This is a genomic window from Bacillus cereus group sp. BfR-BA-01382, from assembly GCF_022663475.1.
Lineage (GTDB): Bacteria > Bacillota > Bacilli > Bacillales > Bacillaceae_G > Bacillus_A > Bacillus_A thuringiensis_S.
This window is the reverse complement of record NZ_JAKUFQ010000016.1, coordinates 33,125-57,047: the sequence shown is the minus strand read 5'-3', so window position 1 is coordinate 57,047 and position 23,923 is coordinate 33,125. Positions and strand designations below refer to the sequence as shown.

Sequence of the window (23,923 nt, the reverse complement as noted above, 5' to 3'; positions counted from 1 at the left end):
GAACACGGATGGAGCAACTATTAGTATTGACTTATGGAGACAAAATATATAAGTGCACATTACATCCAAATGAGCAATCAATAGTGTCGATTGGAAAAGAGTGGACAAATGATATTACGAATCCAAGTTTAGAACAAGAAATAGAGTTAAAGTGGAATAATGAAGTAAATGCTTGGATGGTACAGGATCAATTAATAGAATTCAATAAGGAAGTTGAGATTGGAAAAACAAGAGATGTGAGCTTGAAAATCTTTATATCTATTATTGGCACAACTAAAGTGTTTGATATCGGAACGAAACTTTCTCTTACAGTGAGTCGAAACGATTACGATGATATTTCTATTACCGGGACTAGTGTAGATTTAATGCTATCTCGCGAAACGTTGTACGATTCTTTTAAAGTGAACGTGTATGGCGGGGATGTATTTCATAATTATACGAAGTTAAAAGATAGCGTTATGTTGGAATCAGGAGACGTATTATATTTTGATGGTATTTTATTGGAGATTGGTAGTGAAGACATTCAAGTACTTTCTTCAGAAGATAAAGTGAAATCTGCGTTACCTATTTTAGTAGAATCAGAAACGAATTATCAAAGTGGTTATCCAGACTATCATCGTTCACCACGTATTATTTACCGTGAACCAGAAGAGAAAATGACAATTGCAAAGCCTTCAAGTATGCCATCAAAACCAACGGAGCATTTAGCAAGAATCATTGCACCTTCACTTGTCATGATTGTCGTAACTGTATTACTTGCTATTTTCATGAAATATGGAATGTTTATTATCGCATCGATTGCGATGACATTAGTAACAATCATTGTTTCTGTCACATCGTATATTAAAAATTTGAAGCAATATAAAGTCGACATTGTTGAACGAGATAAAAGCTATAGAGAGTATATAAAACAAAAAACGAAAGATTTACATGCAGAAAGTGAAAAACAGCGTCACGCATTACATTATCACAATCCAAATGTAGAAGTAATACGTAATATGGCAGTTCAAGTAAATCCTCGAATTTATGAAAAAACAATGTTACATCATGATTTCTTAACATTTAGCGTTGGAACAGGACAAGCTAATACGAGTTTTGAAATTCAATTTAATGAAGAAGAATTTAGTCAAACGAAAGATGAATTAATTGATATAGCACGTGAACTAAGACAGCGTTATCTATCATTGGAAGATGTACCAGTTGTAACAGATTTAATGAATGGACCAGTCGGTTATATTGGTCAACGCTCTTTAGTGTTAGAGCAATTACAATTATTAGTTGCACAAACGGCTTTATTCCATAGTTATTATGACTTGCAGTTTATTACTATTTTTCCGGAAGAAGAAAAAGAAAAATGGGATTGGATGCGCTGGTTACCTCATGGGAGTGTTCGCGATATAAATGTACGTGGATTTGTATACCATGATCGTAGCCGTGATCAAGTGTTAAATAGTTTGTATCAAATATTGAAAGAACGAAAATTAAAACTAGATGAAAAAAGTTCTACTAATGAAAAAATGTACTTTGCACCGCACTATGTCGTTCTCATTACAGATGAAAAACTAATATTAGACCATGTTGTTATGGAATTCTTTAATGATGATCCGAGTCAATTAGGTGTATCACTTGTATTTGTACAAGATGTTATGCAAAGTTTACCGGAGCATGTGAAAACGGTAATAGATATAAGAGATGCAAAACAAGGGAACATCATCTTAGAGCAAGGAGAGCTTGTTAACCGTCAATTTAAACTAAATCATGTGCCAAAAGGGTTCAATTTAGAAGATATTTCACGGGCATTAGCACCATTAAATCATTTGCAAAACTTAAAAAATAGTATTCCAGAAAGCGTAACATTTTTAGAAATGTACGGCGTTGAAAAAGTAAAAGAACTGAATATCACAAGTCGTTGGGAGAAAAATGCAGCGCATAAATCTTTAGCTGTACCACTTGGGCTACGTGGTAAAGAAGATATCGTAAACTTAAACTTACACGAAAAAGCACACGGACCACACGGATTAATAGCAGGTACAACCGGTTCAGGTAAATCAGAAATTATACAATCGTACATTTTATCTCTAGCAGTTAATTTCCATCCGTACGAAGTAGCCTTTTTACTAATTGACTATAAAGGCGGCGGTATGGCGAATTTATTCAAAAACTTACCGCATTTATTAGGAACAATTACGAACTTAGATGGAGCACAAAGTATGAGAGCGCTCGCATCAATTAAAGCTGAATTACAAAAAAGACAACGATTATTTGGGGAAAATGATGTAAACCATATTAATCAGTATCAAAAACTGTATAAAGAAGGCTTAGTAAGTGAACCGATGCCACATCTATTTTTAATTAGTGATGAATTCGCGGAACTGAAGTCAGAACAACCAGAATTTATGAAAGAGTTAGTTTCAACAGCGCGTATCGGTCGTTCACTCGGAATCCATTTAATATTAGCTACGCAAAAACCGAGTGGTGTTGTAGATGATCAAATTTGGAGTAACTCGAAATTCAAACTAGCACTAAAAGTTCAAAATACGTCAGATAGTAATGAAATTTTAAAAACACCGGATGCTGCTGAAATTACATTACCAGGACGTGCTTACTTACAAGTTGGGAATAATGAAATTTATGAATTATTCCAATCAGCTTGGAGCGGAGCAGACTATGTAGAAAACAAAGAGGATAAAGAACATTTAGACGCAACAATCTATGCAATAAATGATCTAGGACAATATGAAATATTAAGTGAAGATTTAAGTGGACTTGGTAGCAGTAAAGAAGTAATAAGCGTACCATCTGAACTGGATGCTGTTATTGACTACATTCACGATTACGCAGAAATAAATGAAATTGAAGCGTTAGCTAGACCGTGGTTACCACCACTTCCAGAAAGCGTATATTTACAAGACTTACATGCAATTCAGTTCAAAGAAGCATGGACGAAAGAAAAGAAACCATTACAAGCAACAGTTGGTCTACTAGATCAGCCTGAATTACAATCACAAACACCATTAACATTAGATATTAGTAAAGACGGACACGTAGCGGTCTTCTCAAGCCCAGGCTACGGAAAATCAACATTCTTACAATCAGTCATTATGGATGTAGCTCGTCAGCATAGTCCGGAGCATTTGCATGTGTATTTAGTGGACCTTGGAACAAATGGTCTTCTACCTTTAAAAGGATTACCTCATGTAGCGGATACGATTACGATTGACGAATCTGAAAAATGTTTAAAGTTTGTTGAAAGATTAACTCAGGAAATGAAAAATCGTAAACGATTATTAAGTGAATATGACGTTGCAAATATTGAAATGTATGAAAAGGCAAGTGGGAAAGAAATACCACATATTATTATTGCAATCGACAATTATGATGCAGTAAAAGAAGCGAAGTTCTATGAAAGCTTTGAAATGCTAATTATGCAAATTGTCCGAGATGGTGCAAGTTTAGGAATTCATACCTTAATTAGTGCAGGGCGACAAAATGCACTTAGAATTCAATTGTACAATAATATTAAAATCCAAACTTGCCTATATATGATTGATCAAAGTGAAGTAGCTAGTATTGTAGGGAGATCTGATATAAAAGTGGAAGAAACAGCAGGAAGAGCGTTAATAAAACTAGAATCTCCCACATTATTCCAGGTTGCATTACCTACGAAAGCAGAAGATGAATTACAGCAAATTCAATTATTACAACAAGAAGCAAATGATATGGACCGAGAATGGGATGGAGAACGTCCGAAGGCAATTCCAATGATGCCAGAAATTATTGATATTGCTACTTATCGTAAAAATAAAGACGTTACAAAAGCTCTACAAGCAGCAAGAATTCCAATGGGGCTTGATTTTGCAAACGTAGAAGTTGTAGCTCATGATATTGCAGTGAATGATCATTTAATGATTTATAGTGTAGATGATAGTATGAGAAAACAAATTGTATCTAGCATCCTATCTCAATTGAATAAAGATTATTTTGAAAGTGTGACGTTGGTGGATACAGCAGAGTATAGTTTCGTTCAATATAAAGACGATGTGACGCACTACATTGTAGACGAAAATGAAATCAATATGCATGCGAAGTATTGGATGGAAGTAATTCGTGAACGAGCTTTTGAATTAGCACAAGCAAGACAAGAAGGTAGAGAAATTCCTGCATTCACAAAACAACTCATTATCATGACAAATGTTGAAGAGTTTAGTAAATTTGTTTATTTAGAAATGGAGGATGCAGCGACTTTAATTGATTTATCTCGTACAGTAGGTATTTACTTTGTATTAGCAGGTCACCACGACTACATGGACCGAAATCGTGAAGCTCTACCTATGAAAATGAGAAGTAAGCTAACAGCAGCAATTATCGCAATGCCATTAAATGATCAAAGTATCTTCAACATAAAATATATAAGCAACGAAGCGCCATTAGGTAAAGATGAAGTGTATTACTATCAAAAAGGGAACATAATGAAACTAAAAATGCCTAGAGTAACTAACGAGGTGACAGTATGAAATTAAAGAAGAAAGTTAAGGTGATGATAGTCGTGTCAATAGTGGCAAGTTTATTAAGTGGATGTGGTTTTGGGGAAAAGCAAATAGATTATAAGCCATTTGTCAAAGCTTTGGATGAAGGTGACATGAGAAAGGTTATGTCTGCGAGTGATGATGGGTATGCGTATGTGAAGGAACGGGTTATTGATTTTACGACAGAAAAAAATGGTGATGACAGAATTCATAATACACTATATCAAACTACTGAAGGTATATATAATTTGAAAGAAAATTTATTGTATGGAGAGACCACTCAAAAAATAACAAGTGATATTAAGAACATAAAAGATAGACATAAGGATAATAAATATAAAGAAGAAGAAAAATATAGCACTAGGTTCATGTATAAAGATAGAAAGGGTTACAGTACTGATTCGAGCTTGGATGTTTCACATGTAAAACTAATTTTTAATAGATTGCAAGGTGTTGGGAGTTTACAACTGAAAGTAGATGGAAATAAAAAGAAATTTAATGAACCAAATACAGTTGGTTTTACGTTAACGGAATCACAATTTCAAGAAATAATTAACGATAAATTGAATTTGCAATATGATAGTTTTGAAACAGCATCAATTGTATTTAATTTTAACGATTCTAAAGATACGAAACAGCATCCAATGCAAATAATACAATTAATAATTTCAATTGTATATGAAAAGAAAAATAGTGAGGGAAAATTATTAACACATACTCAGCAAATATCTGTGAATTTTAGTAGTAAAAAGGATAATGATCAGGAAGCCAAGCAAGATTATGTGAATTATGAAAAGTCTTTTCAAAATAATAAATCATTCTAAGGGAGCTGATTTTTTTGAAGAAAGGTGTGGAAAAAAAAGAGGATTTAAGAATAAACTCTGATATGGGAAAGTTAGAGCTCGCTGGGCAAGATATATATAATTTTAGAGATGGCAAAGAACCGTATAATAATATTGGGGAGGATGCCGAAGAGAAAAACGAAGATCTCTTAGAAAAAAAATTTAATGCAAGACTAATAGATTCAGCAGAAGATAAAGACACCGGATTTGCTGCTTACGCATTTAAAGATAATAAAACAGGAGAAGTTATTATTTCATATGTTGGGACGGAACCTGGAAAAGACAACAATAGTGATGTAGTAGTAGATGCAGAGATAGGTGTTCACAATTTAACAAATGCAAATAAATTAGCATTTAGTAATTGGGAACATGAATTAAAAGTAAAACAATATGACCAAGGAGAGGCATTTTATGAAAAAATGAAACAATATGCTAATGGTAAAACTATTAGTATAACAGGACATTCTTTGGGCGGAGGTATTGCAAATACAGTAGCATTAAGGCATCAAAAAGACGATATTGATGTTTTAACACTAAATCCAGCTCCAGTTTTAAATCGAGATGTAGATAAATTCGGTAATGGGTTTGATATGAAAAATGTTCGGAATATCATTAATCAGAATGATCCTCTACATATTGGGATAAAGGCAGCAGACTTCACACTTCCAGGAAGAATGTATAAAATTCCGAATCAAGCAGGACACTCATATGCTTTTACAGAGAAGGATTATGATGAGAATGGACATCTAATATGGATTGATAAACTAACAAGTGATAATGACACGGGGTGGGATGCTATCCCGGGGTTTCTGGAATTTGCTCAATCTGCTGGGGCTATTTACACAGGAACTATACATGATGTATTTCATAGAAAAGTTTCTATACATGAAGAAAAGATAGCTGGAGTTACACTTAATTTGATATTAAGTGCAACGCCAATTTCTACTATTATAAACGGAATATTAGGTTACTCGGACATTGTACAAGGTAGCAAGGAGCTTGAAAAGCTAAAAGATAAAGTTCAAGAAGGTTTTTCAAGATTAAATACAAAGTATGAAGGGCTAAAATCTCAAATTACAGCAGAAGCAATCCAATTTAGTATAATGGCTACAGTTGAAATAAAAGGAGCGATAGATATCGCTGTAGAATGGATTGAAACAACTTTAGCGAAATGTAAGGAAAAAGTTTTAGAAGTATTAGAGTCTGTATTTAATACTGCTATAAATTTTTTAGCTGGAAGTGTTGTAGTATATTTAGCTACAAGTGAAATTTTAGAAATTGCAAAAGAAGTTGCAGCTTCTTACGTGCAAGATTTACTAGATTTGTTTAAAGGAGATTTTGTAGTTGATACAAATGTAGCTGCAATTGTATCTGAACATATATTAAGTCATCGTCACTCATTGTTAAATCTTTTTATGAATGACAACAGCAGGGGGATAAACCGTTCTTTATTAGGTGAAATTGCTAAAGATGTGAAGGAGTTATCAAAAGATTTAAAGCAATTAAACGACGATGTTTCAGAAGCGGTATTTTCTATGTTTGCAAAAGACGAAGAATTAGGAGCAGTTTCATATTATTAAAACTCCAAGTTTATAAATTTAAAAGAGAGGGGAATGAAGGTGGATTTACATACAATAATGTCAAGAGTTCATAGTACATTTCCAGCTAGTGGTGGACGAGAACAAATTATAAACGTTGTAGTGCAATTGGAAAAAGCAGCTGCATCTTTAACGGGGGATATTAGAAGGTTAGAGAGTAGTATTGATAGCACATTACAAGGAAAAACACGTGAGGCATTTATTGATCGTATCCGTCAATTAGAGAAAAAAAGACAAAAAATAGAAGAGAAAATTAGCGTACTAAAAGGGACAGTGAATTAATATGAAAGACTATATGGATAAAGTATTACCTTTAGGCAGTGTTGTAAGATTGGGTCTTAAAGAAGAGGAAGATGTGGAGTATGTAATCACTACGAGAGGTTTATTACTTGATGAAAACACATTCTATGATTATGGTGGAGTGTTGCATCCAGTGGGTTTAACCGAAGAAACGTATAAATTATTTAACCACACGGATATTGCAGAGGTTAAATTTGAAGGGTATCGAAATAAAATTGAAGGTCAATTCGCAGCTAAGTTTAAAATGTGGCGAAATGAGTTTGTTGAAAAAGTAATTGAAAAAAATAAAAAGCAACAACAAGCACAAGAGTTAGAAATAAAGGGAAAAAAAGAAATTTAAAAGGAAATAAGCTTTCCTCTTCCAAAAATGGAAAGAGGAAAGCTTATTTTGATTGAATAAGGGTGTCAGTATGAAGTTAAAGAAGAAAGCTAAGATGATAATAGTTCTGTCAATAGTAGCAAATTTATTAAGTGGATGTGGTTTTGGGGAGACGAAGATAGAGTATGAGAGATTAGTAAAGGCATTGGATGAAGGTGATATGAAGACGGTTATGTCTGCGAGTGATGAAGGGTATGTGTATGTGAAAGAAGAGGTTAGGGATAGCACTTTTATTGAGGATAATAATAAGCAAATAGGAGTAGTTTATCAAACAACGCAAGGTATTTATAGTATTAAAGATAATATTCTTTTTGGTGAGGCACAAAAGAAAGTCAATACTCCAGTTGAGGATGAAAAACATAGTGACAACCCACAATATAAAGAAGAAGTTGTATTCAAGTCAGATATAAGATACGAAAATGGACAGCTAGAAGCTTCAAATCGAGGGAAAGATATGTCTAATATAAAATTAATGCTTAATAGAGTGCAAGGAATAAAAGAATTGAAACCAAATGTGAATAAAAAAAGCTTCAGCCAACCAGCTACGATAAGCTATAATTTATCAGAAATTCAATTTAAAGAGATATTTAATGGGAATTTAGAATTAAAGTATGAGAAGTTTAGTTATGCAACACTACTAATTGAATTTAATTCTGCTAAGGATACAAAGGAAAATCCGATGGAAATAACAGAGATAACAATTTCGATAGGCTATAAACAAAGAAATGAAGAAAATAATATGATTAGGCATGATCAAGAAATAACAACATATTTACGTAATAAAGAAGAAAATAATCGGAAATCAAAAAAAGATTATTTACAATATGAAAAGAAATTTAAAGAAAGCCATTAATATATATAAGGGGGAGAATATGGCGAACGAGGAAGATTATAAATTAAGTAGTGATGTAGGAAAATTAAGATTATCGGCAAGAGATATTTATGATTATAATGCACAAGAAAAAATATAATAATTCTGATCCAATAATAAATAAATGAATAAATAAATAGAAATTACAAGACAACTTTAATGCTAATCTTATAGTTTCTGATGATATTCATTCAGTAACTGGATTTGGGGCATATGCTTTAGAGGATAGAAACACGCATGAAATTTTCATTGTATACGTTGGAAACCAACCGAGCCAAATAGGCTATTTAGCAACCGATGGAGCAATTTGGCTGCATAATTTAACTAATTCACCTATATTGGGGTCATTAGCGGAATTTCAGTATAGTCAAGCAGAAAAATTTTATGAAAAAGTCAAGGCGGGTAATAAAGGAAAGAAGATAACTTTACTAGTGCACTCTTTAGGTGGCAGAGCAGCGAATACAGTTGCATTAAGACATCAAGAAGATAATATAAACGTATTAGCTTTAAATCCTGCGCCTGTTTTAAATAAGGATGTGGTTAAGTACGTATACGGGACCAATATGAAGAATTGCCGCAGTCTTATAAATGAATATGGTCCTTTGGATGGCGCCATTAAAGCCACAGATTTTGTAATACCTGGACAGGTTTATAAAATGGAAAATGGGGATATTTCGGTATTTTTATAGTTAGGAAAAAGTTATTCTAAAAGGAGTATGTTGGGTGAATCATAGACGTAAGAAAAAGAAACCGAAACAAATAAGAAAAGAAGCTGTTCAGATAAAACCGATAGTAGAAGAAAAACCACTAAAGAAGAGTAGCAACAAGTTAATTGATATTCTCCTAGGTATTCTTCTTTTCCAAATTTTTATATGGGCTGTCTTGGAAGGTTCTACAACACAAGTAAGCAAAGGGAAGACTTTCCTTATTATCGTTTTCTTTATCTTATTGCAATAGGGTTATCTATGATAGGAAACAAATAAGGGGGAGTTCAGATGTTTAAGAAGAAGGAGAAAAAAAACATTTACGTTAGACTGGTAAACACACAAGGGGAAATCATTCGAGAGTTTAATTGTACAGAAAAAGACTTGCGAAAAGTAAAAGAAAATGGTGCTGAAATTCGTTTGGTTGGAGACAACTCATATGAGATGGTAGCAACCGATGAACAACTAGAACAACTAGCAAGAGCTGAAGCAGAAATCGAAGCGGAAATTAAGGCATGGGAAGATGCTTTAAATGAGAGTTTGGATGAACGCGAAGAAAGAGAAGCGAGACAGAAGGAATTGAAAGAAAAGAATAAATGGAGTACAAAGAAGAAAGTAATCGTATTTGGACTGATACTCTTTGTATTTATTGGATTACCTATTATCGAAGGGTATCAAAATAGTAAATTAGTTGAAGAAGGTACATCATTACATGCAGAAATTGTAGGTAGGCATGTAGAGAAGGAATTCATGTTTACACACCCCACATTAGTAGTTGAGGTAGATGGTAAAAAGCATAATGTATGGGTAAGTGAAGAGACATATAACGGAGCAGAGTGGTTAGGTAGACTAAAAGTCATCAAAACAAAAGATGGTAAAGTTGAGAAAGACCCTAGATATGAGGGGGAAGACTTAATTACGAGTTATTAAGCAGTATGTTTTTAATATTCGCTGCTCAAATTAAATAACATTATTATTTGCAAAAATCGAATCCATTAAAATAAAAAACAAATTTTAAATAACTGTAATAACCTCCTAGCATATTGTTGATGGGAGGTTATCACCTTTCTGAAGATAAAATTAAAGCTATATTATCTCGATACAATTGTGATGACAGTAACGTTTTTACTAAGTGAGTGCAATTTCAGAGAAACAAAAATAGAGTATGAGGGATATGGTTAAGTGAAAGAGAGAAGAATATTTAGAGCTTTTGAGGAGAAAGAAGGCTATTTGAACTATCAAAAGTATTCTGATTATGTACGGTAATTAATATAGAGATAATATTATCTGAATATAGTTACACAAAGATGAATGTACTTAAAAAGTTAGGAATGTAATGGGATTTTAGTGAATGAAAATTATTTAAACTGTATAGAAGGTGAAAAGTCAGGATGTGGAATATAAAAGAAGAAGATTTAGATAAGTTTAGGATGACATGTAATGATCGTTTAAGTCCTGAGGGTGCTACAGGATTTATGTTTGGAGGAATACTTTATAGTTCAATAGCCGTCTTTTCTATTATTGTATCAGGTGATTGGGATTACTGTATGGTTCTCCTTAATATAGGAATTGTTAAGCTGGAAGTGTTGTTATATGCTCTGCAAGTAATTTTTTTCATTTTATATTTATTTCCAAAAGCTCAATTTAAATTTCAAAAGCTACAAACACTTGTCGTATTATTATACGCACTTCAAATGGCTACTATATTACTTACAGTTTTAGTTGTTTCTGAAATAGCTAATAATTCAATGGATCGTATTACGTTGAATTATGAATGTTTGCTATATTTAGGAGCAGTAATTTTTCATATTGTAACAACAATAGATACATTTAAATTGGCAAGTGAAGGTGCGTTTAGTATGGATGAAAGATCCGTATCCTTTTTTAGTAAAACAAAAGGAACTATGATGAAAGTTGCTTCAATATACGCATTAATCATTCTTATTTTGATTTATTTTCATAATGATTATGCGTTTGATACTTTTATTGGATATGTAATAGGAACTGTTTTAATGTATACGATAGCCATAGGAGCAGCTGAATTTCAACTATTAGCATATTGCAGATTTAAATTTCCATCATTTAATAAAACGTGGGAGCAACATAAAAGAGAGACTCCAAGATATCGAAAGAAAAATAAAAAAAGTAAATCGAAACGTAAGGCATAAAGAAAGTGTGTATTGTAAGTTTTGATGATGAAAAAGTAATAATTTATAGGAGAGTATTTGAACTACGAAAAGAAAATTTACTTATGTAAGGTGATAAAAGTGATTAGTAGGTTATCTAATTGAAAATATAGAGTGGGTAGTGTGATGATGAAATGAACAAAAAAAGGGTTTCTAAAATGATTACTATCATAATAGCAATCAGCCTATTACAAGCATGTAGTTTTTTTGAAAAAAAGATAGATTATGAGCCGTTTGTCAAAGCTTTGGATGAAGGTGACATGAAAAAGGTTATGTCTGCGAGTGATGATGGATATGCGTATGTGAAACAAAGAGGTATATATAGTACATATGAGCAAAAGGAAGATGGAGAGCACAGTAAAACAATTTATCAAACTTCGAAAGGTATATATAATACGAAAGATAAAAGTTTATATGGAAATACAACACAAGAAATTACCTCGAAAGTAGATAATAAAAATTATAGAGAAGAAGTTAATTATAGTACAAATATTAGTTATGAGAATGGACAGGTACAAAGTACGGATTCAAGTCTGGATGTTTCATACGTGAACTTAATTGTAGATCGTTTAAAAGGGATTGGGAAACTAAAGATGAAGCCAGGAGATGATATAAAAAAGTTTGGTCAGCCTAGTACTGTTGGATATAAACTAACTGAATCAGAGTTTCAAAGTATTATTAATGATAAGTTGAAAATACAATATGATGAATATGGTGGTGGATCGATCGCACTGCATATTGAGTTTACAAAGGGTTCAGAGCAGATATTGGAAGTAAGTATTGTAATGAATTATAATAAGAGAAATGAAGAAGGAAAGTTAGTAGAACACATATCACAAATACATACATATTTTGATAGTCACCAAGGTAATAACAAAGATGCGAAACAGGAATATATTGATTTTAAAGCAAAGTATAATGAGACGCAGTAATATTTAGAAGGGCATTTGTACGGAAAGATAATAGCGATATAAGTGTGATAAGTGTTTCATAAATATAGTGGAAAGAATTTGAGGATAAACGCCCCAATTGCTGGAGTAGATGCAACTGGGGCGTTTATCCCGCTTTAATGGGCAGTAAGACCCCCACCTCAAAATGCAGCGAAAGCAAAGAAGTTAGGTGGGGGATCAACTGCCCATAAAAGTCCGATTGGTTCAACTAATAATCAGTGGGGGATGGAGAAACCCCCCCACTGATTAAAGTTTCACTTTATCTGTCTAAATTTAGTTTGAATGCATACCATTTTTTAGTTAGAGTCCTCGCTCCTCAAGTAGTTTCTTCATAATAACGGTGTGAAGTTTTTGTGTAATCGGCTTTTATTGCTAAGTTACAACTATTTCCTCTTATAGAGTACTTCTTATTATCGATACATCGTCCACATTTCAATGTCTTTAAATCCTAGTCGTTTATAAATTCGTCCAGCAGCTGGATTGTTATAAAATAAACAAAGTGTTCGGCCTTCTTTCGTAAAGTCTTGGATCATTTTTTGTAATATGAGTGAAGCGTAGCCATTTCCGCGATAATTCGGGTGTGTACATACACCAACTACCATAGCGGATAATGAATTTTCAGCGGAAGTAGAGGCGGATGCGATGATCACGCCATCTTTTTCAATATAGTATGTGCGTCCTGTATTTGTTTCGATAGTCTGACTTAATATTTTCTCTGATTCATTGGTAGTCGGAAATTCAGCGATGTCACTTCGTAATTTCATAATTCGTTCTATATCATCGAGTGAGGCAAGTTTAATTGTTTCATGAATTGGTGTGCTAGGTAAGTTGTTGTCATTTAGACATTCGCAAAAATACATTTCATTTTTAGTACCTAGTTGTATATTTGAAGCAGTTTCAAATTGTTCTACGATAGTCGACTTACCAGAGAGTTTAAGTGGCTTATATGCGGAAAGAAGTGCCTCATAATCAGTGGTAATAAATTCTTCTTTACTATAGGGTATAAATGAATCGTGGAATCGGAGTAGAATTGATTTTAATGTTCCATTCTCTTTAAATACTCCCCATAATTCTTGAAAATCTGTGTCATAACCGAAAGCTTCAATATCTCCAATAATAAACAAGTTAAGGGCTGCTTCTTCTTTTAGATAAGCGAATACTTGTTCATGATCTTTCTTTGTTAATTTTCGCATCATAACGAATCGACCTCTTTTTTATTTTTCTAAATATTACAACTTAAGTTTTTTGAAATCAATATAAAATTTTATGTTTAGTTCACAAACTTTCGGAAAAACTAGGAAAGATATGACAAAGGAGGTTATGAACGGTGGATCATCCAATTCAAGGGTTAATGAAAGCAGCAATGGAAAATTTAAAAGAAATGGTTGATGTAAATACGATTGTTGGAGAGCCTGTTCAAACGGCTGACGGTGGTGTGGTGTTAACGGTTTCTAAAGTAGCGTTCGGTTTTGGAGCAGGAGGTTCTGATTTCCAAACGAATGATGGACAAAGAGCGAACGGTAACGCTGCATTTGGTGGCGGTAGCGCGGGTGGTGTTTCGATTACACCAGTAGCATTTCTTGTGGTGAATAAAGATGGAGTAAATATTCTTCATTTACAAAATGCGACACATTTAGCAGAAAAAATGATTGAATTAGCTCCGCAAACAATTGATAAAATTCAATCGATGTTCCAAAAAGAAGAAAAGAAAGAGGGAAATCATCATCCTCAAAACCCTGATGAAATCCTTTAAAAACGCCTGCTTATGAGCAGGCGTTTTTTCTTGTAATCACTATGTAATAAAACACATGAAATTGTAAATAGTTTTTGAAGTTTTTTCTATGTTTCTAAAATTTTTCATGTTAAAATATGCTATAGAATTGAAACATATAAAACGAAGGTGGCTAGGTGCTTTGTCTGGAGGATCTGACCAAGTAAAGAATATGATATATATTAATGGTAATCGTCGAGGTCATTGTTTTATTACATCAGGAATTACGTTTAAAGAGTTTGCGAGTAACATCCCTTCACCGCTTCATCAAGTGTTGCTTTTGAAGCACAACTTTGAATGGACGGATTTTCATTATCATACTTTATTTGAATATGTTGAGGAAGAAAATATACATAAGTTAATTCAAGCAGAGATTGATGAATTTGATGAATTTTGTTGGGTAGATTTTGATGATGCAAGCGATTTAGATGAATTAGAGCCGAAAGAAATTGCAGAATTATTATATTTGGCTCACAAAAAAGAACCACTTGCAAGAACATTCTTTCCGCTGTTGAAAAATCGATTTGTTTATTTTTCACATGATGACGGATGGTACAACAAAGTGTATTATCGTAGAATTGCTGATTTTGTAGGAATGTTAAGTAAAGTCATTCCGTATAAACTCGGTGCTTTCGGTAAGAAACGTTTTTCTTTCTTCCAAAAATCAAAAATTTTCCCAGCAATTTCAAAAGAATTGATCATGGGGCTGATTCCACTAATGGAAGATGGTCTTTACATAGATCTAGCAGGGAAGATTGAGTCAAGAAGAGGTCTTGAAATTCCGGTATATGTAGTTGGTTCGTATGAAAGTACGGATGAGGTGTTAGATAATATCGATGAATTGAAAGAGGAAGCAACAGAAACAGGTTGGCTCATTTTTGATAAGAAAGAACAAGAGTGGCAATGGGTTGTTGACTAAGAAAACTTGGCGTATGAAGTCAAGTTTTCTTGTCATTTGAAAGGAGTACAAATGAAGAAATATTATACAATTGTGGGTATTATAAGTATTATTCTCGTGGCAATATTACTTATAACTTGTCCGAAAGAATCAGATTTTAAAGTGTATGTAGAGGATAAGTATGCGTTGAATTGTAATGAGAGTAGTTTTGAATGCACGCAAAATGTAGATGGTAAAAAAGAAAAACTACAATTTGAAAGTACAGATGCACGAAATGGTGTATTCTTTATGACTGTAAAGCAAACATTTAAAACAGAAGCTGGTGTTTCAAAAGAATATAGCGGAGTAGGAATGTTTGGTACATTTCTTTTTGTTTCAGAGAAGACTTTCTAGTAATAGAAGGTCTTTTTTTTATGCTTATGTTCATATAGATGAAGTAAGACAAGCATAGGAGGGATAGCGATGAAGAACACATGTATCGTTTGCGGTGGTGAGGAGTTTTTTTCCTCAACGTTATATGCACGTACGAAACAAGATTGGGCATATGCACCAAACATGTATCGATTTGAAAAAGTATTTATTGAGCATCGAGATGAAGAAAATTATCCAGTGTTTCAAGAAATTACAGCGAAACATTGTTGTGGATGCGGTCATATTATGTTGTATCATGAATGAACACACCAAGTATAACTTGGTGTGTTTTTTTAAAACGCTGACAAAGCAAGCGGATAAAGTAAAGTAAATAAAACAGAAAAACTACCAAAGCCAATTGCTGTATATCCAAGTGTTCTTGCTCCGAAATTGACAGCTAATAGGCCAACTAAAATTGCTAGGGAGCCGAGCGTAACGGGATAAAAAGCAATGGAGAATAACGAAAGAAATAAGGCGACATAGCCTACCATTGTGCCGGTATTTGTACCTTCTATCTCATTTGCAATTTCTTTACGCTTATGTCTAATTGGAATGCCAGCTGGTGATATTTCAGCAGCATACTCTTCGTTTTTTTCACCACTTTTAAAATGATGATTTCTCTTTCTTCGCATGTACATCCCTCTCTTTCAATTGGGTGTATCTATAGTATCTTTCAAAATGAGAAGAGCATGAGTATGAGTTAAACCCAAGTAAAGCAAAAATTGGAGAATACGCATTCCATCGTTAACATATCCATCTCCTATTGAAGATAAAGTGTGGAATTTTTTCCACTAGGACTGATTATCAGCCAGCGACAATTGGATTTTTATGAGCAATTCTCTCCCATTAACTGGTCCGCATCCATTGAATTTTGGGGTAGGTGTCTTACTGCAAGCGGGATAAAACAGGAATTTTGGAAAATGATGTAGAATGAAATGAATGATAATACGTGAAGGTAGGGGAATGTATGACAACATTTAATTGGCATGAATCAGCAGAGAAGAAATGGGATAGTAGTGCGGAGTTTTGGAATCAAAATAGTCAGGAAATGTGGGATAGCGGGAGTAGGAGCACAATTATTCCGTTTTTTGAACAATACGTGAAGAAAGAAGCACAAGTGCTCGATGTTGGTTGTGGTGATGGGTACGGTACATATAAATTAAGTCGCGCAGGCTATAAAGCAGTGGGAGTAGATTTATCGGAAGTGATGATTCAAAAAGGTAAGGAGCGCGGAGAAGGACCAAATTTATCTTTTATAAAAGGAGATCTTTCTGCATTACCATTTGAAAATGAGCAATTTGAATCAATTATGGCAATTAATTCTTTAGAATGGACGGAAGAGCCATTACGAGCGTTAAATGAAATAAAGCGTGTGTTAAAGAAAGATGGATATGCATGTATTGCAATTTTAGGACCGACAGCAAAGCCACGAGAGAACAGTTATCCTCGCTTGTATGGAAAAGACGTTGTTTGTAATACGATGATGCCTTGGGAATTTGAACAGTTAGCGAAAGAACAAGGTTTTGAAGTTGTAGATGGCATCGGCGTATATAAGCGCGGAGTAAATGAGAAGATGCTAGGTCAACTACCTACAGAGTTACAACAATCGTTAACATTCTTATGGGTATTTATGTTAAAAAACGTATAAAGAAATGAAAGAATTTTTAGGAGGTAAATAAGTGCAGAAAATACAAAAAACTGATACAATATCATCAGAACCAATTAAAGGGGGACTAGGGTATATGACAACTACTACAACAGTGAAATCCGATATTGAAATCGCACAAGAAGCGAGTATGAAGAAGATTCAAGAAATTGCAGCTGATTTAAATATTTTAGAAGATGAATTAGAGCCATACGGGCATTATAAAGGTAAGTTATCTCTTGATATTTTTAAGCGCTTACAAGATGAGAAAGACGGTAAAGTTGTTTTAGTAACAGCGATTAACCCAACTCCAGCTGGAGAAGGTAAATCAACAGTAACAGTTGGTTTAGGTCAAGCTTTTAATAAAATTGGTAAGAAAACAGTAATTGCACTTCGTGAACCATCTCTTGGACCAACGATGGGATTAAAAGGTGGAGCAGCAGGTGGCGGTTTTTCACAAGTCGTACCAATGGAAGACATTAACCTTCACTTTACTGGAGATATCCATGCGATCACAACTGCCAATAACGCATTAGCAGCGTTTATTGATAATCATATCCAACAAGGAAACACACTTGGAATTGATACGCGTAAAATCGTTTGGAAACGCTGTGTTGACTTAAATGATCGTGCCCTTCGTAATATAGTAATTGGTCTTGGTGGACCTGTACAAGGTGTACCACGTGAAGACGGTTTTGACATTACAGTAGCATCTGAAATTATGGCCGTGTTCTGCCTTGCAACAGATATTCAAGACTTAAAAGCACGTCTATCTCGCATCGTAGTTGCTTATAACTTTGCAAATCAACCTGTAACGGTTAAAGATTTAGGTGTAGAAGGTGCGTTAACGCTATTATTAAAAGACGCATTAAAGCCAAACTTAGTACAAACGTTAGAAAATACACCAGCTATTATTCATGGTGGACCATTTGCGAATATTGCTCACGGTTGTAACAGTGTTATCGCTACGACAATGGCAGCAAAATTAGGTGATTATGTTATTACAGAAGCTGGATTCGGTGCTGATTTAGGCGCTGAAAAGTTTTTAGATATTAAAGCCCGTGCAGCTGGTATTAAACCAGAAGCAGTTGTTATTGTTGCGACTATTCGTGCGCTTAAAATGCATGGCGGCGTTGCAAAAGATCAATTAAAAGAAGAAAATGTAGATGCATTAGCAAAAGGTATGGAAAACTTACAGAAGCATGTTGAAACAATTCAAAGCTTCGGTGTGCCTTTCGTAATTGCAATTAATAAATTCATTACAGATACAGATGCAGAAGTTACATACTTACAAGAGTGGTGTAATGAGCGTGGCTATGCAGTATCCTTAACAGAAGTTTGGGAGAAAGGCGGCCAAGGCGGAGTTGATCTTGCTGAAAAAGTAATAAAAGAAATCGAAAAAGGTGAAAACAACTACGCACCACTTTATGAATTAGAATTACCCTTAGAAGAAAAAATTCGTACAATTGCTCAAAAAGTATATGGCGCAAAAGATATTGAATTTGCTCCGAAAGCACGTAAGCAATTAGCTCAATATGAAGGAGAAGGTTGGAGTAACCTACCAGTTTGTATGGCGAAAACTCAATACTCTCTTTCTGACGATGCAACAAAATTAGGTCGTCCATCTGACTTTATCGTTACAATTCGTGAGTTAAAACCATCTATCGGTGCAGGCTTTATCGTTGCGTTAACAGGTACAATGTTAACAATGCCAGGTCTTCCAAAACAACCAGCAGCACTTCAAATGGATGTAAATGAAGATGGAAAAGCAGTAGGTTTATTCTAAAAGGTTGTAATTCATCTCGTTTATCTGTAAACTATATATACATCAAGTGGCGCCTTTCCATCGAAAGGCGCCTGTTTTTTGGAGGAAATTATGTTTGATCCAACTGCTTTTGACAATTTAAAAGTAATCGTAGAAGGTGCTGTGTATGATTTTGATCTACATGGAGATATTCTTGTAACAGATCGAAAAGATATGATGAACCTTGCTTCATTAAGTCGTATATATCATATCTCATTTCAATTAACAGAACCGTTTGAACCATTAGTAGAAGCAACATTTTCATTATCTGTGGATGCAAAGAACTTGTCTGGTGAAATACTAGAAGTGCCTCAGTTTACACCAGGTTGTGAAATGAAGCTAGCATTTTCATTCCCGTTAGAACAACCAGAAGTAGGATGCGAAGAAATTGAAACTTTAATGCGTTCTATATGGGGAAAAGAAAGAATGATTATGCAGAAAGTTTCATACGAATATAATAAGCAAGCGATTTCATATCATAATAAGGTAGAGGTTCTATTTCAAAAAGCGATTACAGAAGACCATGTTGATGATTTAATAGCTGTTATTTCACACATGATAGAAACGGTGCGAACAATACAGCATTTTCTTCAAAAATAGAGATAAAGGAGAAAAACAAATGATAAAAGATATGCAACCATTTTTACAAGAAGCTTGGGAGAAGGCTGGTTTTAAAGAATTAACTGAAATTCAAAAACAAGCGATTCCAACTATTTTAGAAGGACAAGACGTTATAGCTGAATCTCCAACTGGAACAGGAAAAACATTAGCGTACTTATTACCCCTTTTACATAAAATTAATCCTGAAGTAAAACAGCCACAAGTTGTTGTTTTAGCGCCAACACGTGAACTTGTCATGCAAATTCATGAAGAGGTTCAAAAGTTTACAGCAGGAACTGAAATTTCAGGGGCATCTTTAATTGGTGGTGCAGATATTAAGCGCCAAGTTGAAAAATTAAAGAAACACCCGAGAGTAATTGTCGGTTCACCAGGACGTATTTTAGAATTAATTCGAATGAAAAAGTTAAAGATGCATGAAGTAAAAACGATTGTATTTGATGAGTTTGATCAAATTGTAAAACAAAAGATGATGGGCGCAGTACAAGATGTAATTAAATCTACAATGCGAGATCGTCAATTAGTATTCTTCTCGGCGACAATTACAAAAGCGGCAGAAGATGCTGCACGCGATTTAGCAGTTGAACCACAATTAGTGCGTATAACACGTGCAGAGTCAAAAAGCTTAGTTGAACATACGTATATCATTTGTGAGCGACGCGAAAAAAATGATTACGTAAGAAGAATTATGCATATGGGCGATGTAAAAGCAGTTGCTTTCTTAAATGACCCATTCCGTTTAGATGAAATTACTCAGAAATTGCAATTCCGTAAAATGAAAGCAGCAGCTCTTCATTCAGAAGCAAGTAAGCAAGAGCGTGAAGCGACGATGCGTGCATTCCGTGGTGGGAAACTAGAGATTCTCCTTGCTACTGATATTGCAGCACGCGGTATCGATATTGATGATTTAACACATGTAATTCACTTAGAGTTACCAGACACAGTAGACCAATACATTCACCGCTCAGGACGTACTGGACGTATGGGTAAAGAAGGAACAGTAGTTTCTCTTGTAACAGAACAAGAAGAACGTAAATTACTGCAATTTGCGAAAAAACTAGGCATCGTATTTACGAAGCAAGAAATGTTCAACGGATCATTCGTAGAAACGAAACCGAAAGCACCAAAGAAAAAGAAACCAGCATTTACTGGGAAGAAAAAGCCTAGATAAATAATGGGGAAGGCGTAACTATTTGTAGTTACGTCTTTTTTTATTTGCAATTGAATAATACAAGGAGGTTTATTAATGGTTATTAAAATGTATCTATCATCATTTTTTAAATCAACATATGTAAAAGGAAGTAATATAAAAAAAGTCGAATATTAAATTGATGCGAAATAATAAAAAGAAGGTACATATATGGATAGGAAATTAGGAATGTTTTTGAATACGAAACATATTGAAGTAAACGAAGGAATACAAAAAGCAAGGGAATGGGATTTAGAATATATTCAATTATATGCTATGAATAAAAACTTCAACTTAGCTAATATTCCAGTGGTAGAATGGACTGCTTTAAAGAAAAGCTTATCTTTTAATGGAATAAAGATTCCATCATTAGCAATTAGTTTTGGAGAAAATGGAATTACAGGAACAGAAGTTGACAGTGCAATAGATCAGATTAAATATATTACTGACAGAGGTTTGGATCTGGGAGCAAAGATAATAACAGCTCATATTGGGAAAGTTCCAGATGATGAAAAAAGTGAGTACTATGATAAAATGATACGGGTTTGTTATGAGATAGGGGAATTAGCATTCAAACTTGGGGGAGTCTTTGCTATTGAGACGGGATCTGAAAAAACAATAGTATTAAAACAATTTTTAGAAACTGTAAACTCGAAAGGACTAGCTGTTAACTTTGACCCAGCAAATTTAATAAGTGATGTAAATGAAAATCCGGAAGAAAGTTTATTACTATTAAAAGATTATATAGTACAAACTCATATTAAAGATTGTAAAGAAGTGAAAAGCGATCGTTCAAGTAAGTATATAGAAGTAGCAGTAGGAAATGGTGAAGTGGATTTCGATATATTTTTCAAAGTATTAGATGAAATTGGATTCGACGGATATAACATGATTGAAAGAAATGATTATTTTGACGAACTGGATGGGATGAGTCAGTCGATAAATTTTGCAAAGAAGTACATACCAACTCAAAAGGAATAACGATAGCACCTGTGGAAACCTACATAGAATATAAAAAACCATTAGGGGGAAATGAAATGATCCATAAAGTTGGACAAATTATGCTGTATGTAAATAATCAAGATGAGGCAGTAAATTTTTGGACGGAAAAGGTAGGGTTTCATGTAGTAGCAGAGGAAGATAACAAGCAAGGAATGAGATGGATTGAAATCGCTCCGACTAATGGTGCTGAAACGAGCATTATACTACATAATAAAGAAGTTATTTCGAAAATGAGCCCAGAATTAAATCTTGGTACACCGTCCTTAATGTTCTTCTCAGAAAATCTGGATCAATTATATGCAGATTTAAAAAATAAAAATGTTACTGTTGGAGAAATGGTAACTATGCCTTCTGGTAAAGTATTTAACTTTGCTGATAGCGAAGGGAATTATTTTGCGGTTATGGAAAAGAACAAATAGTAATATTACTATGTGAAAATCCCCCTCAAATATATTGAGGGGGATTACATGTTTGAAGTGGATTTTTCATTAGAGAATTGATTAATATAAAATACGCCTTTTTCAATGGCTGTCTCAATATAACCAACGATTTGGTCAAACGTAAACACTTGTAAGTCTTCATGCAAATTTTGCTCCGGATACAACATATCTTCAAAAAGATACTTTCGAAAAGAAAAAACGTTTTCTTTAGAAACTTCTTCAATATCCATGATGTGAGCCTCTTGGTTGAGAAGAGAGAAGAGTTGCTGTTCTGTATCGTAATGATGAAGCAACTTTGCATTTAATAATTTAAAATCGTTATAGTACAGGGGTGCGATCGTTTCGTCATTTTCGATTCTATTTTTTAGCCAAGGTAGAAAAAAGCCGCTTAGCCAATTGTCATCGGCAATGAGATGGGTGTAATAGCCTAAGAGAAAAGGGGAATCCATATGAGCTTTATATTTTTGAAAAAAAGAATTGAAATCTATCCTTCTCGTATAGTTTTTCGTTGTACCAGCGTAAAAGTGTGAAGTTCCTTTTTCTTCTGCTGAATGAACCGCATCAGGGGCTACACCTCCAAGTATGAAAGAAGTTTTATCTTGGATATATAGTTTTTCGGCAATCTTGATAGCGATAATAGCATGCATAATTCGTGATCCCATGAATGACACCTCGGTTTCAAGTATTCATTTCAGGAAGAGGACTGAACAGTTAGTATTACTTTCCCTGTACTTTTTCTACTTTCGACCCATTCATGTGCTTTCCCTGCATCTTGAAGCGGAAAAGATTTCGTTGCTTTTACTTTTAGACTGCCATCACGTAAATAACGGAAAACTTCATTTGCAGTTTCTTGGAGTAGTTCAGGACGTTTTTTTCGTGTAGTGCCAAAGCTAAAACCGAGTATAGAGCGACAACTTGCGTGTAAATCTTTCGTTTGGAAATTACCAATTTCACCGCTAGCATTACCGAAATGAATGAGGCGACCATAATAAGCGAGACAATTTAAACTTTTTTCTGAAACCGTTCCAGAAATAGAGTCTAAAATTACATCAACCCCTTCACCGTTTGTCAGTTCGTTGACTTTCTTTACAAAATCCTCATCTTGGTGACAAATAACATAATCAGCTCCAGCATTTAAAGCTATTTTTCTTTTTACTTCACTTCCGACAGTACCAATAACGGTTCCAGCCCCTAATCGTTTTGCAAGTTGAATAGCTGTTGTACCAATTCCGCCAGCCGCAGCATGAATGAGTACAGACTCGCCTTGTTGAAGCCTTGCAACATTTGCGAGTAAATTATAGCTTGTAAAAGATACAATCGGACAAGCAGCTGCAGTTTGAAAATCGACTTCATCAGGTAAAATGAAAGTAAGGTTTTCGTTTGCGACAACGTATTCTGCGTAAGATCCATTTTGAGGAAAAGCAATGACACGTTGTCCAGGATGAATATTTTTCACTTGAGAACCGACACGTTCTACAATACCAGCGGCATCTATCCCTGGTATAAAAGGTAGTGCTTTATTTCCTTTTTTACCATAACGGGATTTAATATCGGCGAAATTCACACTAGTAGCAACAACACGAATTAAAACTTGATCTTCTGAAATAGCGGGTATATCCACATCTGTATATTTCATCACTTCAGGACCACCGAACGACGTTACAACGATAGCTTTCATTATATGTCCTCCTAAATTTGACTATATAAATCATTTTAAATCGTCATTAGAAATTGGAAAATTATATAATAGTTATGTGTGATTATAAGTGAAGCTTATGAACTGATTGAA

22 protein-coding genes and 4 pseudogenes are annotated in these 23,923 nt (G+C 34.1%); 22 read left to right on the top strand and 4 right to left on the bottom strand.

Annotated elements, in window-relative coordinates; translation table 11 throughout:
- Nucleotides 1-8: 8 nt before the first annotated feature.
- The 12 genes and pseudogenes from MR160_RS35305 to MR160_RS09705 form a co-directional block, all read left to right on the top strand.
- Nucleotides 9-290 (top strand): annotated as a pseudogene (locus MR160_RS35305) (FtsK/SpoIIIE N-terminal domain-containing protein); the annotation flags it as partial.
- Nucleotides 285-4,514 (top strand): annotated as a pseudogene (gene essC, locus MR160_RS09755) (type VII secretion protein EssC); the annotation flags it as partial. The pseudogenes MR160_RS35305 and essC, both read left to right, overlap by 6 nt.
- The gene (locus MR160_RS09750; RefSeq protein ID WP_000768496.1) at nt 4,511-5,350 is read left to right on the top strand and encodes a DUF3952 domain-containing protein; all 840 of its coding nucleotides are present in this window, start codon (nt 4,511-4,513) and stop codon (nt 5,348-5,350) included. The pseudogene essC and the gene MR160_RS09750, both read left to right, overlap by 4 nt.
- Before the next feature lie 14 nt (nt 5,351-5,364).
- On the top strand, nt 5,365-6,948 hold the full coding sequence (locus MR160_RS09745; RefSeq protein ID WP_000715953.1) for a Tle-like phospholipase domain-containing protein: 1,584 nt from the start codon (nt 5,365-5,367) through the stop codon (nt 6,946-6,948).
- 39 nt (nt 6,949-6,987) lie between these two features.
- Nucleotides 6,988-7,248 (top strand): hypothetical protein, encoded by a 261-nt coding sequence (locus MR160_RS09740; protein ID WP_000363098.1) that lies wholly within the window; start codon nt 6,988-6,990, stop codon nt 7,246-7,248.
- Nucleotide 7,249: 1 nt separating this feature from the next.
- Nucleotides 7,250-7,606 carry a DUF4176 domain-containing protein gene (locus MR160_RS09735; RefSeq protein ID WP_000656384.1) on the top strand — a complete coding sequence of 119 codons (357 nt, stop codon included), beginning with the start codon at nt 7,250-7,252 and terminating at the stop codon, nt 7,604-7,606.
- A gap of 70 nt (nt 7,607-7,676) precedes the next feature.
- Nucleotides 7,677-8,498, top strand: a complete 822-nt coding sequence (locus tag MR160_RS09730; RefSeq protein WP_118961975.1) for a DUF3952 domain-containing protein — start codon at nt 7,677-7,679, stop codon at nt 8,496-8,498.
- Nucleotides 8,499-8,517: 19 nt separating this feature from the next.
- Nucleotides 8,518-9,202, top strand: a pseudogene (locus tag MR160_RS35080) (lipase); the annotation flags it as partial.
- A 37-nt stretch (nt 9,203-9,239) separates the two neighbouring features.
- Nucleotides 9,240-9,499, top strand: a pseudogene (locus MR160_RS09720) (hypothetical protein).
- Between the two features lie 12 nt (nt 9,500-9,511).
- The gene (locus MR160_RS09715; RefSeq protein WP_000473563.1) at nt 9,512-10,150 is read left to right on the top strand and encodes a hypothetical protein; all 639 of its coding nucleotides are present in this window, start codon (nt 9,512-9,514) and stop codon (nt 10,148-10,150) included.
- Nucleotides 10,151-10,611: 461 nt separating this feature from the next.
- Entirely contained in the window at nt 10,612-11,388 is a 777-nt protein-coding gene (locus MR160_RS09710; RefSeq protein ID WP_242297273.1) for a hypothetical protein, read from the top strand.
- A 176-nt stretch (nt 11,389-11,564) separates the two neighbouring features.
- Nucleotides 11,565-12,338: a DUF3952 domain-containing protein gene (locus tag MR160_RS09705; RefSeq protein ID WP_000628346.1), complete on the top strand. Its 774-nt coding sequence runs from the start codon at nt 11,565-11,567 to the stop codon at nt 12,336-12,338.
- A gap of 428 nt (nt 12,339-12,766) precedes the next feature.
- On the opposite strand, the gene MR160_RS09700 is transcribed toward MR160_RS09705, so the two are convergent.
- Entirely contained in the window at nt 12,767-13,552 is a 786-nt protein-coding gene (locus tag MR160_RS09700; RefSeq protein WP_242297271.1) for a GNAT family N-acetyltransferase, read from the bottom strand.
- A 131-nt stretch (nt 13,553-13,683) separates the two neighbouring features.
- Here MR160_RS09700 and ytfJ point away from each other — a divergent pair, with 131 nt between their 5' ends.
- The 4 genes from ytfJ to MR160_RS09680 all read left to right on the top strand — a co-directional run bounded on the left by ytfJ (nt 13,684) and on the right by MR160_RS09680 (nt 15,700).
- Nucleotides 13,684-14,109 (top strand): GerW family sporulation protein, encoded by a 426-nt coding sequence (gene ytfJ, locus MR160_RS09695; RefSeq protein WP_000349986.1) that lies wholly within the window; start codon nt 13,684-13,686, stop codon nt 14,107-14,109.
- A gap of 160 nt (nt 14,110-14,269) precedes the next feature.
- Nucleotides 14,270-15,046: an oxalate:formate antiporter gene (locus tag MR160_RS09690; protein ID WP_000014087.1), complete on the top strand. Its 777-nt coding sequence runs from the start codon at nt 14,270-14,272 to the stop codon at nt 15,044-15,046.
- A 51-nt stretch (nt 15,047-15,097) separates the two neighbouring features.
- On the top strand, nt 15,098-15,418 hold the full coding sequence (locus tag MR160_RS09685) for a hypothetical protein (protein WP_000761171.1): 321 nt from the start codon (nt 15,098-15,100) through the stop codon (nt 15,416-15,418).
- A 69-nt stretch (nt 15,419-15,487) separates the two neighbouring features.
- Complete coding sequence (locus MR160_RS09680; RefSeq protein ID WP_000798747.1) at nt 15,488-15,700, top strand: hypothetical protein; 213 nt, start codon at nt 15,488-15,490, stop codon at nt 15,698-15,700.
- Between the two features lie 29 nt (nt 15,701-15,729).
- Here the strand turns inward: MR160_RS09680 and MR160_RS09675 are convergent, their stop codons facing one another.
- The gene (locus MR160_RS09675) at nt 15,730-16,068 is read right to left on the bottom strand and encodes a hypothetical protein (protein WP_001253202.1); all 339 of its coding nucleotides are present in this window, start codon (nt 16,066-16,068) and stop codon (nt 15,730-15,732) included.
- Nucleotides 16,069-16,403: 335 nt separating this feature from the next.
- Between MR160_RS09675 and MR160_RS09670 the strand changes: the two genes are divergently transcribed.
- From MR160_RS09670 to MR160_RS09645, 6 genes are all read left to right on the top strand, one after another.
- Complete coding sequence (locus MR160_RS09670) at nt 16,404-17,084, top strand: class I SAM-dependent methyltransferase (protein ID WP_000206579.1); 681 nt, start codon at nt 16,404-16,406, stop codon at nt 17,082-17,084.
- Between the two features lie 94 nt (nt 17,085-17,178).
- Nucleotides 17,179-18,867, top strand: a complete 1,689-nt coding sequence (locus MR160_RS09665; RefSeq protein WP_255804968.1) for a formate--tetrahydrofolate ligase — start codon at nt 17,179-17,181, stop codon at nt 18,865-18,867.
- 90 nt (nt 18,868-18,957) lie between these two features.
- On the top strand, nt 18,958-19,485 hold the full coding sequence (locus MR160_RS09660; protein ID WP_000460231.1) for a hypothetical protein: 528 nt from the start codon (nt 18,958-18,960) through the stop codon (nt 19,483-19,485).
- 19 nt (nt 19,486-19,504) lie between these two features.
- Nucleotides 19,505-20,674: a DEAD/DEAH box helicase gene (locus MR160_RS09655; protein WP_000588600.1), complete on the top strand. Its 1,170-nt coding sequence runs from the start codon at nt 19,505-19,507 to the stop codon at nt 20,672-20,674.
- A gap of 189 nt (nt 20,675-20,863) precedes the next feature.
- The gene (locus MR160_RS09650; protein ID WP_242297267.1) at nt 20,864-21,673 is read left to right on the top strand and encodes a sugar phosphate isomerase/epimerase family protein; all 810 of its coding nucleotides are present in this window, start codon (nt 20,864-20,866) and stop codon (nt 21,671-21,673) included.
- 56 nt (nt 21,674-21,729) lie between these two features.
- On the top strand, nt 21,730-22,113 hold the full coding sequence (locus MR160_RS09645; protein WP_000581472.1) for a VOC family protein: 384 nt from the start codon (nt 21,730-21,732) through the stop codon (nt 22,111-22,113).
- Between the two features lie 44 nt (nt 22,114-22,157).
- Here the strand turns inward: MR160_RS09645 and MR160_RS09640 are convergent, their stop codons facing one another.
- Complete coding sequence (locus MR160_RS09640; protein ID WP_000535582.1) at nt 22,158-22,796, bottom strand: zinc dependent phospholipase C family protein; 639 nt, start codon at nt 22,794-22,796, stop codon at nt 22,158-22,160.
- A gap of 29 nt (nt 22,797-22,825) precedes the next feature.
- On the bottom strand, nt 22,826-23,812 hold the full coding sequence (locus tag MR160_RS09635; protein WP_242297265.1) for a quinone oxidoreductase family protein: 987 nt from the start codon (nt 23,810-23,812) through the stop codon (nt 22,826-22,828).
- Nucleotides 23,813-23,923 lie beyond the last annotated feature (111 nt).

Bases quoted from the DNA above. Each gene is read 5' to 3' on its own strand.
- MR160_RS09750 (WP_000768496.1), top strand. From the start codon at position 4,511: ATGAAATTAAAGAAGAAAGTTAAGGTGATGATAGTCGTGTCAATAGTG.
- MR160_RS09735 (WP_000656384.1), top strand. From the start codon at position 7,250: ATGAAAGACTATATGGATAAAGTATTACCTTTAGGCAGTGTTGTAAGA.
- MR160_RS09730 (WP_118961975.1), top strand. From the start codon at position 7,677: ATGAAGTTAAAGAAGAAAGCTAAGATGATAATAGTTCTGTCAATAGTA.
- MR160_RS09715 (WP_000473563.1), top strand. From the start codon at position 9,512: ATGTTTAAGAAGAAGGAGAAAAAAAACATTTACGTTAGACTGGTAAAC.
- MR160_RS09710 (WP_242297273.1), top strand. From the start codon at position 10,612: ATGTGGAATATAAAAGAAGAAGATTTAGATAAGTTTAGGATGACATGT.
- MR160_RS09705 (WP_000628346.1), top strand. From the start codon at position 11,565: ATGATTACTATCATAATAGCAATCAGCCTATTACAAGCATGTAGTTTT.
- MR160_RS09700 (WP_242297271.1), bottom strand. From the start codon at position 13,552: ATGATGCGAAAATTAACAAAGAAAGATCATGAACAAGTATTCGCTTAT.
- MR160_RS09685 (WP_000761171.1), top strand. From the start codon at position 15,098: ATGAAGAAATATTATACAATTGTGGGTATTATAAGTATTATTCTCGTG.
- MR160_RS09680 (WP_000798747.1), top strand. From the start codon at position 15,488: ATGAAGAACACATGTATCGTTTGCGGTGGTGAGGAGTTTTTTTCCTCA.
- MR160_RS09675 (WP_001253202.1), bottom strand. From the start codon at position 16,068: ATGCGAAGAAAGAGAAATCATCATTTTAAAAGTGGTGAAAAAAACGAA.
- MR160_RS09670 (WP_000206579.1), top strand. From the start codon at position 16,404: ATGACAACATTTAATTGGCATGAATCAGCAGAGAAGAAATGGGATAGT.
- MR160_RS09665 (WP_255804968.1), top strand. From the start codon at position 17,179: ATGACAACTACTACAACAGTGAAATCCGATATTGAAATCGCACAAGAA.
- MR160_RS09660 (WP_000460231.1), top strand. From the start codon at position 18,958: ATGTTTGATCCAACTGCTTTTGACAATTTAAAAGTAATCGTAGAAGGT.
- MR160_RS09655 (WP_000588600.1), top strand. From the start codon at position 19,505: ATGATAAAAGATATGCAACCATTTTTACAAGAAGCTTGGGAGAAGGCT.
- MR160_RS09650 (WP_242297267.1), top strand. From the start codon at position 20,864: ATGGATAGGAAATTAGGAATGTTTTTGAATACGAAACATATTGAAGTA.
- MR160_RS09645 (WP_000581472.1), top strand. From the start codon at position 21,730: ATGATCCATAAAGTTGGACAAATTATGCTGTATGTAAATAATCAAGAT.
- MR160_RS09640 (WP_000535582.1), bottom strand. From the start codon at position 22,796: ATGGGATCACGAATTATGCATGCTATTATCGCTATCAAGATTGCCGAA.
- MR160_RS09635 (WP_242297265.1), bottom strand. From the start codon at position 23,812: ATGAAAGCTATCGTTGTAACGTCGTTCGGTGGTCCTGAAGTGATGAAA.